Below are 17031 nucleotides of genomic sequence, written 5' to 3' on the forward strand. Positions count from 1 at the left end.
ATAGAAGTAATTAGAAAATGAATGAAAGTAGGCCGAATCGATGAAAGAAAAGATCGGGGTAGGAAATACAGCAGAAATTTATTTATGGAACGAAAATGAAATTGTAAAACTATTTCATGAACATATTCCACAATCATTTATTGAAAAAGAACTTTTTGTCAGCCAAGAAATTCAAAATCTTGGATTATTTGTTCCTAAAGTAGGGGATAAGGTATTTGATCAAAATAGAACGGGTATTATTTATGAAAAGATTGATGGTGTAACTTTAACCGAACAACTAGCTAAAGACCCTATGAATGTAGAGAAAGAAGCAAAAAGATTTGCTGAATTACATTTTCAAATTCATGGTATGAAGTCCAGTGCACTTTCGGATATACATGAAAGTTTAATTTTCCATATAAATCGTTGCAATCGATTTACACTTGAGCAAAAAGAAAAGATTGTGTCATATATAGCGGCATTACCAACGAATCAAGCGGTGTGTCATATGGATTTTCATCCTGATAATATTTTAATCTCAGAACAGGGACCAATTGTTATTGATTGGATGACGGCAGGTTCTGGTAATCCATTTGCTGATGTTGCACGTACTGTCATTATATTAAAATACGCTCATCTACCAGCAAGTATACCAGAACCAGTGAAGCAAGGTATTATGAGGCTGCGTCATGCATTTTGTGAGGAGTATGTAAAAGAATATTTAACTTTATCAAAAGGTACGTGGAAAGATATAGAATCGTGGTTTCTACCTATTATCGCAGCAAGATTAATAGAAGGAATACCTGAAAATGAGAAAGATGAGCTATATAGACATGCTTTCTTTTATTTGAAATAAAATAATATACATTTTATTAAAATTTGAAGCGAACATACTAAAAATTCATAAAGGAAGAGTGGAACGAAATATGTGGAAGGCATTATCTAAGCCATGGAAAGAGTGTTTCAATCAAGCGTGGTTATCGTATTGTAATGGTTCATTTCCAATTGGTGCTGTTATTGTAGATGGTAGTGAAAATATCATTTCAAAAGGTAGAAATACAGTTTACGAGACGGCAGCAATGCCAAATGAAATATGTAATAACAAAATTGCTCATGCTGAAATTAATGCAATATTAAAAATAAACAATTTAGAAACAAATGCAGCGCGTAAGGAATATGAACTGTATTCTTCGATGGAACCATGTCCTTTATGTTTTGGTGCCATTGTAATGTCTGGGATTACAAATATTCATTATGCAGCAAGGGATAAGTTGGTCGGGGCAACCGATTTAAAAGACGGAAATGCTTATTTACAAGGGAAAAATATGAATATTGCAGGGCCACACAAAGAACTTGAAATCGTGCAATTTGTTTTGAAGACAGATTTTGTATTACGGAGAGGTCATTCTGTAGATCGGTTATTACAGACATGGGAGCAAGATTGCCCTATAGGCATTGCTATCGGTCGAAAATGGTATGAGACAAATAAACTAATACAGGCGAAGCAGGAAAAGAAAGATATTTCAACTATTGTAGATGAAATAATAGCTGAATTAGAAGCTTTAAAAGAAAGTGGTGGAATAAAAAAATAGATGTGAATTTTGAAGATAGAAAATATGCTTTTGATGGCATTGTCGAAGAATACGAAAAAATAAGACCTACATATCCAAAGAATGGGGGATATGTTGGTGATATAAGTTATGGTGAAAAAGGCAAAGAAATTATTAGAGTATAAAAGATGTACAAAGTAATAGCAAGAAAAAAGGCGGATTTCTTACAAGAGTAAGAAGCCGCCTTTTTTCTTGCTATTGATAAGTGGGGGGATGTCGTTTTCTAATTTGTATTTATATAAAAAATCCCCACTGATGAAAGTTTTACTTTATTAGCTTCTTCTTTGTTTTTAGGTAGTATGTTCTTTAGATTAAGAATGAAATTTTGATCCATTTTAAGTGATTTTAAAAAAATTTTGAAGGGATTTTCACTATTTATAGCGAATTTATGTGGTGAAAAATGGAAGTGGAGGGATTTTTATGAAAAATTTTGTAAAACAGACTGCAAAATGGGTAACAGCTTCGACACTTGTAGCTGGGGTATTATTTCCTTCTGGACTTACTATAAGTGCTGCGGAAACGGATTACCCTGTAAAAGGAGCATACCATCCGGCAGTTACATCTCCTGTTCAGCTGAAGACACCATTTCAGTCGCAATTCATGAACAAGCACGGACAAGATATATTTGGTCCAGCCAATCCAGACTATAAAATGAACGTTAACTATGATTCTACCAATCACACTATTAAAGGGGAAATGACTGTCACCTTTAAGAACAATACTCGTACGCAGCTAAACGAACTTTATTTTAACTTGTGGGGAAACGCAGAAACATTTAAAGAAAATGGCGGAAGTATGTCTGTTTCTAATGTAAAAGTAAATGGGAAAGCAGCAAAATTTACTGTTGATAGTACTGCAATGCATATTTCATCTGTTCAAATTCCCGATAATCAAAAATCTACTGTATCGATGGATTTTGTAGTTCATGTACCGGAACAACAAGATCGTTTTGGTTGGAATAAAAACACTGTTTCGCTTGGAAACTGGTTTCCCATTCTGGCAGTTTACGATAAAGAGGGCTGGAATGTAGATGCTTATTTTCCATATGGAGAATCTTTTTATTCTTTAACTGGAGATTTTGATGTAACACTTACAACTGATAAAGCCCAGGTCATTGCAACGACAGGAACGGAAGTGGGACAACCAGGTATTTCAGGAAATTTAGCAACGCATCATTATAAAGCTAAACAAGTTCGCGATTTTGCAATAGAAATGGATCCAACTTACAAAGTAAAACAAACGAAAGTAAAGAATGTAAAAATTAATGTGTATTATACAGATGAACAGGAAAAATATGCTGATTCGATGGTTGAGGCAGGGGTTGAGAGCATCAAGTTGTACAGTGACCGCTTTGGAGAGTATCCATGGCCAGAACTAGATATCGTTGGCATGGAAGGCTGGTTTGGCGGAATGGAATATCCACAATTAACGATGATTAGTATCGCTGGTGATCGTTCTCAAGAATGGGTCAAACATGTTACTGCGCATGAAATTGGGCATCAATGGTTTTACGGCATTATTGGAAATAACGAGAACGATGAACCGTGGCTTGACGAATCATTTGCTAGTTTTGCAGCTGCACTTTACAGCAAAGAACTTGATCAACTAAAAGCGGAACCTGTCGGAGACTATCATGTTTCATATCCTGTTTCAACATTTACTGAACGTGCTGCAGAAGGCGGGATTGGAGCATATTATGGTATGATTTATGGTTACGGTTCAAGAACAGTTAATGATCTTCGCCTTGAACTTGGCGATGAAGTCTTTTACAAAGCGATGAAAGATTATTTTAACGAAAAGAAATTTGGTGTGAGTACGACAAAAGATTTTATTCAAATTATGGAGAAATCAACTGGAAGAGATTTGACAAATTTCTTTGCGTCTCATAGGGTATTTGTTTCTGACCAAGAATAGACAGAAAAACCTGCCACGAATCGAATTCGGCAGGTTTTTCTGTTTAACGATAAATATCCCGCTGATAAGTTGCTACTTTCATCATATACACTACTTTGTAGAAAATATTATCATAATATGAGAGGATGAAGATAACGAATTTTCATTCTAATATTGGTACAATTGTAGATGAGACTATACGGAAAATTGAATTGTTCAAGGTAAAAAATTAAAGGGGGACGAAGAGATGAATCACCATTTAGAAGAAAGAAAATATACCTTCGATGATATTGTCTACGAATATGAAAAAATACGGCCGATCTATCCTGGAGAACTATTTGCTGATATTATTAATTATTCAAAAATTGAAAAATATTCCCCCGTTCTTGAAGTCGGCTGTGGTACAGGAAAAGGGACGGAAGGGTTTGTTCAATTAGGGTATAAAAATATTGATTGTGTTGAGCTTGGAGAGCGGCTAGCTCAATTTACAGCTGATAAATTCAAATATGAAAAAGACGTTCAAGTGTATCGAAGCGCTTTTGAAGAATGGACTCCGAAGCATAATGAATATTCGCTTGCATTCTCCGCAACTGCGTTTCATTTTATACATCCAGATATCGGCTATCCGAAAGTAGCAAATATATTGCGAGAAAATGGAACAATGGCATTTTTCTGGACATATTACATACAACCTAAGACAGACGTTTTTCGGGAGATTGAGGCTTGCTATGAAAAATATGTCCCGCATTTACACCCTAACAAGTTACCAACGCCAGAAGAACTAATTGAAGAACGAAAAAGTCTTACAATGAAACATAATTTGTTCCAAGATTTGATCGTTAAAACATATAAGTGGACTGATACGTATACAAGTGATGATTATATTGCGTTAATACATACACAGTCAGCACATCGTCTGCTTCAAAAAGATATAAAAGAAAAATTGTTTCATAGTATTTATAACGTAATCGAAAAACATGGTGGCATCATTGAAAAACCACAGTTTGTTGCATTGTATTTAGCACGAAAAAAATAATAAGGGATATCCTTAATAAAATCTAGGTAAGAAACAAAATGTATTCTCTAGCAACGAATCTACATAAGAAAGGGAACTTAATGATGAATAATTTCGAATGTAAAATGTTAACGATGTGTATGGTACAAGATGGAGACAAAGTCTTGTTAATTAATCGTCCGGATCGTTTAGGCTTTCCAGGATTTATTGCTCCAGGTGGAAAAGTCGACTTTCCAGAAAGTATTGTAGACGGAGCAATCCGAGAAGTACGTGAAGAAACTGGCTTAATTGTGAAAGACATCATTTTTAAAGGGATATCGGAGTTTTGTGAGCCGAATATGAAATTAAGATATATGGTATTTAATTATCTTGCTACATCTTTTGAAGGACAGCTACTTGAAAATCCGCCTGAGGGAGAATTAGTATGGGTGGATATAAAAGATGCGGTAAATTTACCAATGCAAGATTGGTTTAGAAAAAGGTTTCCGTTATTTTTTGAACCAGGAACATTTGAACGGCATTCGGTATGGGATAAAGAGCGTGATATTACTTTATATAGAGTAGAAAAACATTATAAACAATCACAGGTTCATGAAGTGTGATTGTTTATGAAAACTCCTCATCTTAAGCGTTAAGATGAGGAGTTTTTGTTTGTGAGGCTCATATTGATAAATATTAGAAATTAGTTTTTTTATATAATTGACTGAATGATTCAATCAAAAATAAAGGAGGTTGCAACATGTCATTTTCTAAATTCCCCTTAATTTTCTCATTACGTTACATATAAAATTTCACGTAACGTAATGAAAAGGATTATTTTTTATTTTGAAGAATAAAAATTAGTAGTTGTAAGCATTTTTTTTATAAAGGGGATTGTGTAAAAAGAAGCAATTTATAAATTCTATTTCTCTAACAGGAAATTGGGAATTAGATATTCAAAATATGCTTGAACAATATAACCTTTTGTTAAGGGCACTAATGAAGCAAAAGAATAGCAAAGAGATTTGGATTAGATGAAACAGAAGCAGTTATTGCTCGCTATTTACATGATATTAGTGCGATTATTACATATTAAAGTAGCAGAACAGATGCTGATTTTGATTTAAATGAAAAGCTAGGGAGGCAATAAAGAATGTTACACATACCTTCATCTTTCAAAACAACCATACAAGAAGTTCACGGAGAACGAGGACAACAATGGATTGAAAAGCTTCCAAGTACGATTCAAGAGCTTGAAGAAAAACTAGCGCTACAAATCATTCAACCGTTCCCAAATCTTTCTTATAACTATGTTGGTATAGCTCGAAAGGAAAATGAACAAGAACTAGTATTAAAACTAGGTGTACCATCTGAGGAGTTTAACAACGAAATAGAAGCGCTTCGTCATTTTCAAGGAGAAGGGGCAGTGACATTACTTGATTCAGATCCTGACTATGGATTTTTATTATTAGAATATATAAAACCAGGTATGTCACTTACGCATTTGGAAAACGAAGAAAAAGCAACGACTGCTATAGGACAAACGATGAAAAAACTTTGGAAGCCAGTTCCTGCTCAGTATAAATTCCCTTCTATTGAGAAATGGGCAAATGGATTACAAAATTTACGAGTGCATTTTGATGGTGATACAGGTCCTTTACCAAAAGAGCTTGTGGAAAAAGCAGAAGATTTATTTCCACAATTAATCAAAACAATTTCAAAACCGCTTTTGCTTCATGGTGATTTACATCATGACAACGTGTTATGTAAGGGGCTAGATAAGTGGGTTGCAATTGATCCAAAGGGAGTTATAGGTGAAGCAGAATATGAAACAATTGCGTATTTAAGAAATCACTTATTTAATAAAACAAATCCTAAGATTATATTAGCAAATCGTATACAACAATTGGCAGAGGAACTTCAACTAGACAAAGAAAGAATTATAGCGTGGGGACTATGTCACTGTATCCTTTCATCTTGGTGGTACATAGAAAGTCATGAACGAGTGCCTGAAGAAACAATTGCTTGTGCTCGCTGGTTTGATGAATTAAGAGTTAGTTTGAAATATGCTTGAACTGTTTAATAAAGAATATAGATCAATTACAAATAAAACTTTAGAAAACTAGGAGTGATTTCCGGTGTGTAATGTTGAGATAAGGAGACCACGAATTGAGGACATTGAAGAGATTCATCAATTCTTTAATACAACGATTAAAGATACGTTTGCTAAAGAAGGTTTATCGGAGTTGGTTGACGATATAGAAAAGGAAATTGAAAGTAAGGAACAATACTTGAAATGTGACTTTGATAGCAATGGGAGAAATCGATATTTTTTGATAGCTGTAGATACAAATTGTAATAAAGTTATCGGTACAATTGAATATGGCCCAGCTAGTGAACTGATTAACGTTTGTACAGATAGAGCACTGAAAGGTTTATATGAGGTAGGAACTGTATTTGTACTTCCAGAATATCAAAGGCGTGGTATCGGAACATTACTTTTAAATGTAATGTTTCTCACCCTGTTGAATAAGAATATTAAAGAGTTTTGTTTGGATAGTGGATATACAAATGCACAGAAGATATGGAAGAAAAAGTTTGGAGATCCGGATTATTTGCTGAAGGACTATTGGGGTGAGGGATATGATCATATGATTTGGAGGAGACGTACTGATGATATGTCTATAATATTTAGTAAATGAGTAAAGTATACTTCGAGATAGCAACACATTACTATTAATCTAAGTTCATATAAGTTCAATTTTAGATGAGATTATTAATTTCTTCTAAAGACCTAGTTTCTGAGTTTACAAAAAAATAGATAGGAGTTCAATTGCCATTGAAACAAAAACTATATTCTTATTGTTTACAAGGAAATGTTAATAAAGCTTATGAGTATCTGCAAAATATTGATAATAATATAGGTTTGGAAAACCTTAAAAATAAATACTACAACCGTTTTTATGCTGAAAAACCAATATTTCAATATAAAACGAAAGATATTTGGATGAGAAGTGTTATTAGAGTATATTACGAATACTTTATATCCGTCTTAACAAATAGAAAAAATAAAGAGGAAGCAGAAAGTATCTTAGCGGAACACCTAATAGAGTTGTTACCAGGATTCGAAACTACAAATGACCTAGATTCTATTGAAGAACTATTAGCTAAAGAGTTTAAATCAAGAGGTTTTTACTTTCTTGGAGGAGTTACCCCACCCTATAGGGGGCCATATATTTGGAGAAAAGAAGAGAAGATTGAGTATGAAGTTATCCTGCCAGATAAATCTAAAAAGGTTGTTGTATATTTCATGTCAGATTTTATTATGCAGAGCTGGTTGCATTTCGCTACCTTTGGTGAGAGAGCCGCAGGAGGATGGGCATCAAAAAATGCCTTATATTGTGTAAAAGAAAGGTATGAAAAAGTTCTAAATAAGCCGGATTTTTTATACTCATACCTTGCTCATGAAGCGCAACACTTAGCGGATTATGAAGACTTCCCATGTCTTCTTCCCGTAGATTTAGAATATCGAGCAAAATTAGTAGAATTAATTTACCATCCTTTAAATAATAAAGTATTAATGAAAAAGTTTTTATCAGATGCTGATAATAATAGGGAAAATCCACATCCATATTCAAGTTATGTAATTTGTTCTAATTTGTCAAAAGAAATATACGGTGTGGATGATGTGACTGATCCTGAAAAATGGAGGGAAATCGGCTCTAAAATACTTAGTAATGTAGCTAAAGAGTTGTTTCAAAAACATACCAACTTATTAACCAATCAGGGTAAAGAAAACGTAGAGAGTGTTATTTAAAAGAGGATTACTTAAAAATATATTAGATTGCTTTGGTTTAATCAAACACTAAAGTTACTAAATTTTGTGCAAAGTATTTACTTTTTCATTGGACAAATCATCTCTCCCTAGATAACTGTTCCAAAGTATATGGTGACATATTACGTTGGAATTTGTTAGAACATAATTGTAGTTTATTAGAAATCGATAGATTCATAAAAAACGCCATAGTACATTATAGAAAAATGCCGAGAGGGGTGTGTGTGATGGGTTTCCCGCCTCAACAACAAAGTAAACCTGGCATTGAATCATTAATGGTACCCAGACCTATATTTGATAACCCCAATTACAAACCAGCCGGTAAGCTTATAAATAAGATAGCGCTTATAACTGGCGGGGATAGTGGAATTGGGAGGGCTGTCGCCGTAGCCTTCGCGAAAGAGGGTGCAGATATTGCAATCTCATACCTAAATGAACACAGCGATGCAAAAGAAACAGAGTTCTATGTCAAAAAGTACGGCCGAAGTTGTATTACCATTCCAGGTGATATTGGGTATGAGCAGCATTGCCAACAAGCTGTAATGCGAACGATTCACCAATTTGGTCGTATTGACATTTTGGTGAATAATGCAGGTGTACTATACATAAGGAATAGTCTACTTGATGTAGATTCGAATCAACGAGCAAGCACCTTTCACACAAATGTTTTTTCGCAGTTTATTCTTACGAAAGCTGCTTTACCATACATGAATTCAGGGAGCTCCATAATAAATACAACATCCCTTAGTGCCTATCATGGAGATCAAGATGCAATTGACTACTCGGCGTCTAAAGGAGCCATTGTTTCATTTACGCGTTCGCTGTCATCGTCACTGGCATCGCAAGGGATTCGAGTTAATGGTGTGGCCCCAGGACCAATTTGGACTCCATTAATTCCATCTTCCTTACCGCCAGAATGGATTGCCACATTTGGAGACCATGTTCCTATGAAGCGAGCTGGCCAACCGTTTGAAGTGGCACCTGCTTATGTATTCTTGGCCTCCGATGATGCATCTTACATATCAGGGCAAATTCTGCACGTGAATGGTGGGGAAATTGTAAACAGCTAAATACCTACAAAACGAATATTAGTTGTTATTATTCAAACTGGGTATTTTCTCCACACCCTTGGATGACTCACTCCTATTGTAGTGTCATCCAAGGCTTTTTTTATTTCTTCCATAAGAAAGTTGTACTATGTTGAATTGTTTTGCTATACCGAATATTTGAATTTACTAAATACAAAAAATAATGAAGTTTGTCTTTTCTTTGCAAATGCGTTCAAAATAAAAATCTAATGTTTACTAATTTTACGATAACTCTCCTGCCTGCAAATTGACATTTACGAATAAGCTGTAACGAAAAAAGAAGGGGATAAGTTACAAAGAGCGAAGTAAAAGATTGAGGGTAATAAGTTATTTCATTATCAGGAGTACTAATAACATTGCATGATAGAAAATCAAAGCCTACATCATAATACTTCGAAAACACCTATTTAGGATTATTGTTGTTAGTGTAATAACAAAAAGGAATACATCATCATATTATCATTACCTCTCCTTGGTTTACTAGTAATGAGATATGTACTACATATAAGAAAAGAAATATAAGGAAAGGAATTCTATCTATGAAGCGAATTGCAATTGTTGCAGCATGGGAACCAGAGCTTACATATTTACATAAATATTACCCAAGCTATCGGAAAGAAAAACGAGCAGCTTGGGAATTTTATTTTCATAAAATGAACGGGATGGAATTGATTTCTGTCATAACTGGCGTCGGTAAAGTGCATTGTGCAAGTTGTGTTCAGCTTCTTATTAGTGAATTTCAACCAGAGCAGCTATTTATGACAGGGATTTGTGGAAGTTTATCAAGCAAGGTGAAAAACGGTGATATTGTTGTTGCCACTAAAGTTATGCAACATGATGTAACAGGAGCTGGTACTGGAACGGATCCATTTGATTTATATACTGGCAGAGCAGCGAGTATTGAACCTTCTAAACATTTGATTAAAGAAATGAAAAAATTACAACTAGTTTATACCTCTCATTATGGTACATTCATTTCAGGCGACCAACGTATTCGAAGTTCAGAAACAAGAGAATTGCTTCAGACAGTTTATGGAGCGCTTGCAGTAGATCAAGAAGTTTCTGCATTTTCTTACGTTTGTCATGTAAATGGCAAACCATTTCTTTGTTTAAAATCTGCTTCAGATCAGGCGAATGATAAAACAGTTGAAGAACAAAGAGTATTTAAAATGTTAGCTTGTGAGAAAGCGTGCGAATACATAGTTGCATTTTTACTGCACTTTTTTAAAGAAATTAAAGTGTAGGGCTTTACATATGGTAATACAACTATTTGTTAATGATTTTTTCCGAAAAGGCATTTTTGGGATGGAGATGCAAATGAAAAAAAGTATACAGAAAGTTGGTATGTTTTTATTTTTGGCGATTATCTTCATGATGGTTTTAGTTTGGAAAACATACACAAGTAACGAAATAAAAAAGTCTACAACGAAAATAGATAATAATACAGTTTCTAATGGGATGGATGGTTATATATTGCTTCAGGGAAATACTGTGTTTTTTATTGAAGAGAAACATATAAAAATAGATAACGACAGAAAAAATTTAGAAGAAAGGCTAAAATGGAGCAGTCCCGCTGACGCTATTTTGCAATTTAATAATCCAAGTATAAAAAAGCAATTACAAACGGGTGATAAAGTTAGAATAGAATGTAGTGAAATACTTGAATCATATCCTGCGAGGATACGAGTTACAAAGCTGGAGAAAATTCAGGGTTAAGAGGGACAGATGCGATTATGGAATAACAGTTTGCTAAGTAAATTGGAGGATTGTACAGTGGGTAAGAGTTTATCATAAATGTCACTTGAAGAATTGTGGAAATTGTTTCCGATTATACTGAAAGAACATAATCCAATATGGAAAGATTGGTATTTACAAAAAAAGGTGACAAAACTAACACCTTGTATTTAATGACAAATTTATTATTAGATGGAGCTCATCCTAAGACAATTGAACAATACTTAAATCAAGATTCAATTGTACAATACCCAGTAACAAATAATGGAAGAATTGCATTCTATTCCGAAAAATATCCCGACAAGGGGTGAATATACCTATTTTTGACACATTTTAGTATAAAAAAATGGAGTCTAGTTAAATTTATTGCTTGAAATTCTAAAAAAATAACGTAATCTATAATAATGGATAGGAAAAAGTTTTAGTAAAGAGGTTATGAAAATGGATAAAGTATACAACGATTTATTGAACATATTAGATGATAATAAAGTTAAGAAAGATGAACCGCTAAAACGATACACTTTCACGAAAACAGGTGGAAATGCGGATTATTTTGTTTTACCTACTACGTACCAAGAGGTACAAAACGTAATAAAATATGCAAATCAAAATAATATAGATTTTACTATTTTAGGTAATGGTTCAAACATAATTATTAAGGATGGCGGCATTAGAGGGATTGTTTTGAATTTAACTAAATTAACTGATATCTCATTGAAAGATACTAAGATAATTGTTCAAAGCGGAGCAACCATTATTGATACTTCTAGATTTGCATTGAAAAATCATCTAACTGGATTAGAATTTGCTTGTGGAATTCCAGGAACAGTTGGCGGAGCAGTATTTATGAATGCGGGAGCATATGGTGGCGAAGTATCACAAGTTATTGAAAGTGTATTAGTTTTAACTAGAGATGGCGAAATTCTTAATTTAAATAAAAATGATTTAGAATTAGAATACAGAAACAGTTGCATTTCTAGAAAAGGATATCTTGTGTTAGAAGCGACTTTTGATTTACAAGAAGGTGAATACAATAAAATCAAAGAAAAAATGGATGAATTGACATTTTTGCGTGAATCAAAACAACCATTAGAATATCCTTCTTGTGGCAGTGTTTTTAAACGTCCCCCAGGTATGTTTGCTGGTAAGTTAATTCAAGATAGCGGGCTGCAAGGAAAACAAATAGGAGATGCCCAAGTATCTACTAAGCACGCTGGATTTATTGTAAATTTAGGTGAAGCTACAGCGAGTGATTATGTAAAACTTATCCGATATGTGCAGGAAAATGTAAAATCCAAGTTTAATGTAGAATTAGAAACAGAAGTGAAAATTATTGGGGAAGATTTAGTATCTTAATAGTAAGCGCCTCTCGAAATGAGAGGTGTTTTTTATTTGGGATAATTGACCGGTAGCAAAAGTTAAAAAGTTATTTTTTTTAGAAAATAAAAGAGAGTTTAACAGATATGCCTAGTATGAAGATTTATAACGGTGATATTGCTAATTTTCTTATTAAGCAAATTTCTAGTCATTTATATATAAGAAAATCCCCTTTCTATAGTTATTTGTTTTAAAGAGACTATCTAGTAACCCAGATATGTGAGCTTTATATTTTTGTATCTTCTCATATCCTTTTATTGTAAAATTCTATTTAGATAAGGGGGAATATGTATGAAATTTGAAGATAACAGAGGACTAGGAATTCAGTTGGGTGCTTTGCTAGTGACAGAACATCATAGATATTTAGTGATTAAGAAAAATGACCATTATTCTTTACTTAATATTGAAACAATGGAATGCAGTATACTAGAAGTAGCCTTGGAACATATTGAAGAAGTAATGGCAGAGGATTTGCAGGAAACAGTGAAACAAATTATTCCTGCCGAGCATTTGAAACTTGTTGCGAAGAATATTGTATGAAAGGGCGTCTTGCAAATGGATGATACTGAATATTTCGTCATTCGTGATTTAGAAGCGTTACAAGCACATTTTGAAAATCTATTACAAACAGAAATTCAAAGTATTGAGGAACTTGAAGGTTGGTTGAAGTGTCAGTCCAGATTATTAGATGAAATAGATGAACAGCTTAAACAACATTATATTCAATTTCAATGCAACACTTATAACCAACAAGTAAAAGAAGCATATGATTTTGATCAAAAACATGTGCAGCCATTAGTGAAACACTACAAAAGCTTACTAGACAATAAATACTATGAATCTCCATTTCGTTTGCAATTAGATCCTGAATATTTCGGTTTATTGAATAAAAAAGTAGAAAATGCGATTAGTTTGTTTAATGAGAAAAATATAGCTTTAGAAATTGAAGAAGATGAGTTAGTAACGAAGTATTTCGAGATTACAGGTAACTTAACAGTAATGTGGGAAGGTGAAGAAAAGTCATTAAGCGACATGCAGGTGTATCTTCAAAATCCAGAACGTACGATTAGAAAAAATGCTATGACTCTTATTCAAGAAAGCATATTTTCAGTTGAAGAGGATCTTCAGATTATTATGGATAAGTTAATTGTGTTGCGACATCAAAAAGCTCAAAATGTTGGTTTGCAAAATTATCGCGACTATATGTTCAAAAAATATGAACGGTTTGATTATACAGCGGCGGACTGTCTTGAGCTAGCAGAAGCAATGCGTCAATATGTTGTTCCGTTACAGAAGAAGTTTCAAGAAAAACAACAAAAAACTTTGGGGGTAAATACTTTTAGACCTTGGGATATTAGAGCAGTCGCAGTAAGCGAGAAGCCTTTACAACCAGTACAAAATGTAGACGATTTAGTAAAAGGAAGTTTTCATATTTTAGAAAATGTTGATTTGCGTTTTTCAGCATTACTACATGAGATGAAAGAAAATAATCTCTTAGATTTAGAGAGCCGTAAAGGAAAAGCTCCGGGTGGTTTTTGCGAATACTTACCTGCTTCTAAACAATCGTTTATTTTTATGAATTGTTGCAGCACCCAAGATGATGTGGTGGTGCTTTTACATGAAATGGGTCATTGCATTCATAATGAATTTATGAAAGATATTGAGATTCAACAGTATCGAAATGTTCCTATGGAATCAGCAGAATTGGTGAGTACAACAATGGAACTCATGACGATGGAGTATTGGGATACATTCTATACAAATAAAGCTGATTTTAACATGGCAAAGGGTGAGCAGCTTAGGTTAATGGTAGAGTATTTACCTATTATTATCGTAGTTGATCAATTTCAGCATTGGATGTATGAAAATCCATATCATACACATGTGGAAAGAAAGGAAAAGTTTCAAGAACTTGCAAGAACATATGACTCTAACTTTGTGAATTGGAAAGGTTATGAAAATTGGTTAGCAACAAAATGGCTGTCTATTTTACATATTTTCGAGGTTCCATTCTACTACATTGAGTACGCAATTGCACAAATAGGTGCCTTGCAGATGTACAAGCAATATAAAGAGAATCCGAAGCAAGCTTTAATTAATTATAAAGAGGCTTTATCTTTAGGAAGTACAAAATCGGTAAAAGAAGTATATGAAGCGGCAGGTATTCGTTTTGATTTTTCTGTGCAAATAATAAAAGAGTTGATGGATTTTGTGGAGAAAGAATTAGAGTTATTTGAAGAAGCGTAACAAGATGTTGAGATTTTACCTTACAATAAATTTATTATTAGCTAGTACAGGAAGAATACAGTAAAATTCCAAAACAGATTTTGGATAGTTTCAAAATAGGGAGGGTTGGCAAAGTGAAAATATCTGCATTACAAAGAGAGGTTAGAGAGTTTAGTAAAAATAAAGGTTTTGAGAACTCAACGATTGAAGAAAGAACTTTATTTTTGGTTACAGAACTTGGAGAGGTCGCTCAAGAAGTCTTAAAAATCTCTTCCAAGCCGGATTCTGATAATATTAATGAACTAAAGGAACAGTTAGGTTTTGAAATATACGATGTGGTATGGAATCTTTTTGATCTTGCAAACAAACTCGATATTGACTTAGAAGATGCATTTAGAAAAAAGAGTGAGATAAACAAATATAGACATTGGGATGTATAAAAATAGTTCATTTCTATATTTTTATTCACTTTATCATGGGCACCTTGAAAATTATGATCACAAATATCGCGCGAAAGCTAATGTTATTATGTATGAGGTGTCTAGTCAAGAATGTTCTTTAGAAGAAATAAAACAGCATTTAGAAACGTTTTTACAAGTAGTTAATAAGAAATGCACATTACATAATTATATTATGTAAACTTCGTGCGAGATGTAAAGAGATAAAAATGTTCTTTAACTAACAATAAGGAGTATGAGCCTAATATTTTGAAAGTTAGAACTTTTATTCTATTATAGTATTAAAAATACTGAAAATTCGGAGTGAATTATTATGGAATGCGTAATAGGGGATGTAAAAGTTCATTATGAGATTTATGGTTCTGGAAAACCAATCATCATGCTTCATGGTTTTTCTCCTGATCATAGACTAATGTTAGGGTGCATGGAACCTGTTTTTGTGCAAAGAGAAGGTTGGAAACGAATTTATATTGATTTACCAGGAATGGGACAAACGAAGGGAAACGAATCTATACAAAACTCAGATGGAATGTTAGATCTTGTTTTAAAATTCATAGATACAATTATTCCAGACGAATCTTTCTTAATTGCAGGCGAATCATATGGTGGATACATAACTAGGGGAGTTATATCCAAAAGAAAAGAAAAAATAGATGGCGCAGCATTTATTTGTCCTATGATTATTCCAAATATAAACAAGAGACAGCTTCCTCCGCATACCGTTATTTACCGAAATGAAAAGTTTTTATCTCAGTTAAGTGCGGAGGAACGTGAGAATTTCAGTTTGAATTTTGTAGTGCTTAACGAAAATAATTGGCAACGTTATCTTGAAGAGATTATATCAGGAATTAAAATAGCAGATGAGGCGTTTTTAACAAAAATACAGAAGCAATATGCTTTTTCATTTGATGTGGATAATGAGATATCCTTGTATAAAAAACCAAGCCTCTTTTTATTAGGGAGACAGGATTCAGTAACAGGGTACAAGGATGCTTGGGAGATTATTGATAAATTTCCCCGAGCTACTTTTGCTGTTTTAGATAAAGCGGGACATAATTTACAGATTGAGCAGGATAGTTTATTCCATTCATTAATAAACGAATGGTTAAATAGAGTAGAAGAAAACATTGTGGCCTTTGAATGAAGATTAATAATTTATAGAAAATGAATTAAAATCCTGTTTAGTGCAGGATTTTTTTTATTAAATTAACGTATGAGATTTTATGGAACTGTTAAAAATGAGTGGTTATTCATTCATTTTTATGTTAAATTTAAAGATACAGAATATTCAAAATAAGGAAAAGAGGATATGATTATGAAAACAGGTGATGTTTTTACATGGGAAAGAACTTTTACTGAAGAAGATGTTTTACAGTTCGGAAGTTTTTCAGGTGACCAAGGTAGGCATCATATTGAGCATGATGAAAAAGGTCGTTTAATGGTGCAAGGCTTATTAACTGTAAGTATAGGAACGAAAATTGGCGGTGATCTAAATTACATCGCAAGAGAAATGGTAAGTGGATTTATTCGACCTGTTTTTACTGGAGATACCATTACATGCGAAATAACACTTTTAAATGTTGAACAAATGGAAGGTTTTAAAAAGGTAGAAATAAAGTTAGTATATCGTAATCAAAATGGGAAAGAAGTAATTACAGGATCAAGTTATGGAATTATTCGGGATTGAAAAAATATTAATGAAATTTCTTGAAATAAAAAAATAATTAGGTAACATGCTATTTATAATTTGGGCTAGTAAAGTAGCCTATTTTCATGTTTGTATAATTAGGAAGCTAATTATATAAACGCCAAAAGTAAGTGCTTAACGATGTAGTTT

Annotated in this window: 18 protein-coding genes; all 18 read left to right on the forward strand. The window is 33.3% G+C overall.

The window, feature by feature from the left end; genetic code table 11:
• Positions 1 to 40 precede the first annotated feature (40 nt).
• The 18 genes from ACFQZ1_RS23535 to ACFQZ1_RS23620 all read left to right on the forward strand — a co-directional run bounded on the left by ACFQZ1_RS23535 (position 41) and on the right by ACFQZ1_RS23620 (position 16881).
• Positions 41 to 835: a phosphotransferase family protein gene (locus tag ACFQZ1_RS23535; RefSeq protein WP_377884581.1), complete on the forward strand. Its 795-nt coding sequence runs from the start codon at positions 41 to 43 to the stop codon at positions 833 to 835.
• A 70-nt stretch (positions 836 to 905) separates the two neighbouring features.
• Entirely contained in the window at positions 906 to 1571 is a 666-nt protein-coding gene (locus ACFQZ1_RS23540; protein WP_377884582.1) for a nucleoside deaminase, read from the forward strand.
• Positions 1572 to 1573: 2 nt separating this feature from the next.
• Positions 1574 to 1714 (forward strand): hypothetical protein, encoded by a 141-nt coding sequence (locus tag ACFQZ1_RS23545; RefSeq protein ID WP_377884583.1) that lies wholly within the window; start codon positions 1574 to 1576, stop codon positions 1712 to 1714.
• A gap of 295 nt (positions 1715 to 2009) precedes the next feature.
• A complete protein-coding gene (locus ACFQZ1_RS23550; RefSeq protein ID WP_377884584.1) occupies positions 2010 to 3503 on the forward strand; it encodes a M1 family metallopeptidase in 1494 nt (497 codons plus the stop codon).
• Positions 3504 to 3729: 226 nt separating this feature from the next.
• Positions 3730 to 4518 carry a methyltransferase domain-containing protein gene (locus tag ACFQZ1_RS23555; protein WP_377884585.1) on the forward strand — a complete coding sequence of 263 codons (789 nt, stop codon included), beginning with the start codon at positions 3730 to 3732 and terminating at the stop codon, positions 4516 to 4518.
• A gap of 83 nt (positions 4519 to 4601) precedes the next feature.
• On the forward strand, positions 4602 to 5099 hold the full coding sequence (locus tag ACFQZ1_RS23560) for an 8-oxo-dGTP diphosphatase (RefSeq protein WP_377884586.1): 498 nt from the start codon (positions 4602 to 4604) through the stop codon (positions 5097 to 5099).
• A gap of 530 nt (positions 5100 to 5629) precedes the next feature.
• Positions 5630 to 6550 carry an aminoglycoside phosphotransferase family protein gene (locus ACFQZ1_RS23565; protein ID WP_377884587.1) on the forward strand — a complete coding sequence of 307 codons (921 nt, stop codon included), beginning with the start codon at positions 5630 to 5632 and terminating at the stop codon, positions 6548 to 6550.
• A 64-nt stretch (positions 6551 to 6614) separates the two neighbouring features.
• Entirely contained in the window at positions 6615 to 7178 is a 564-nt protein-coding gene (locus ACFQZ1_RS23570) for a GNAT family N-acetyltransferase (RefSeq protein ID WP_377884588.1), read from the forward strand.
• 137 nt (positions 7179 to 7315) lie between these two features.
• Entirely contained in the window at positions 7316 to 8293 is a 978-nt protein-coding gene (locus ACFQZ1_RS23575) for a hypothetical protein (protein WP_377884589.1), read from the forward strand.
• Between the two features lie 245 nt (positions 8294 to 8538).
• Positions 8539 to 9381 (forward strand): SDR family oxidoreductase, encoded by an 843-nt coding sequence (locus tag ACFQZ1_RS23580; RefSeq protein WP_377884590.1) that lies wholly within the window; start codon positions 8539 to 8541, stop codon positions 9379 to 9381.
• Positions 9382 to 9938: 557 nt separating this feature from the next.
• A complete protein-coding gene (mtnN, locus tag ACFQZ1_RS23585; protein WP_377884591.1) occupies positions 9939 to 10643 on the forward strand; it encodes a 5'-methylthioadenosine/S-adenosylhomocysteine nucleosidase in 705 nt (234 codons plus the stop codon).
• Between the two features lie 10 nt (positions 10644 to 10653).
• A complete protein-coding gene (locus ACFQZ1_RS23590) occupies positions 10654 to 11115 on the forward strand; it encodes a hypothetical protein (RefSeq protein ID WP_377884592.1) in 462 nt (153 codons plus the stop codon).
• A 453-nt stretch (positions 11116 to 11568) separates the two neighbouring features.
• Positions 11569 to 12489: a UDP-N-acetylmuramate dehydrogenase gene (gene murB, locus ACFQZ1_RS23595; RefSeq protein ID WP_377884593.1), complete on the forward strand. Its 921-nt coding sequence runs from the start codon at positions 11569 to 11571 to the stop codon at positions 12487 to 12489.
• 312 nt (positions 12490 to 12801) lie between these two features.
• Positions 12802 to 13050, forward strand: a complete 249-nt coding sequence (locus tag ACFQZ1_RS23600; RefSeq protein ID WP_377884594.1) for a hypothetical protein — start codon at positions 12802 to 12804, stop codon at positions 13048 to 13050.
• Between the two features lie 15 nt (positions 13051 to 13065).
• On the forward strand, positions 13066 to 14757 hold the full coding sequence (locus ACFQZ1_RS23605) for a M3 family oligoendopeptidase (protein WP_377884595.1): 1692 nt from the start codon (positions 13066 to 13068) through the stop codon (positions 14755 to 14757).
• Positions 14758 to 14870: 113 nt separating this feature from the next.
• Positions 14871 to 15176, forward strand: coding sequence for a pyrophosphatase (locus tag ACFQZ1_RS23610; protein ID WP_377884596.1), 306 nt, complete (start codon positions 14871 to 14873; stop codon positions 15174 to 15176).
• 328 nt (positions 15177 to 15504) lie between these two features.
• The gene (locus tag ACFQZ1_RS23615) at positions 15505 to 16338 is read left to right on the forward strand and encodes an alpha/beta fold hydrolase (RefSeq protein WP_377884966.1); all 834 of its coding nucleotides are present in this window, start codon (positions 15505 to 15507) and stop codon (positions 16336 to 16338) included.
• A gap of 165 nt (positions 16339 to 16503) precedes the next feature.
• Positions 16504 to 16881, forward strand: a complete 378-nt coding sequence (locus tag ACFQZ1_RS23620; RefSeq protein WP_377884597.1) for a hotdog family protein — start codon at positions 16504 to 16506, stop codon at positions 16879 to 16881.
• Positions 16882 to 17031: the final 150 nt, after the last annotated feature.

Source organism: Bacillus sp. CGMCC 1.60114, from assembly GCF_042676365.1.
Taxonomy (GTDB): Bacteria; Bacillota; Bacilli; order Bacillales; family Bacillaceae_G; genus Bacillus_A; species Bacillus_A rhizoplanae_A.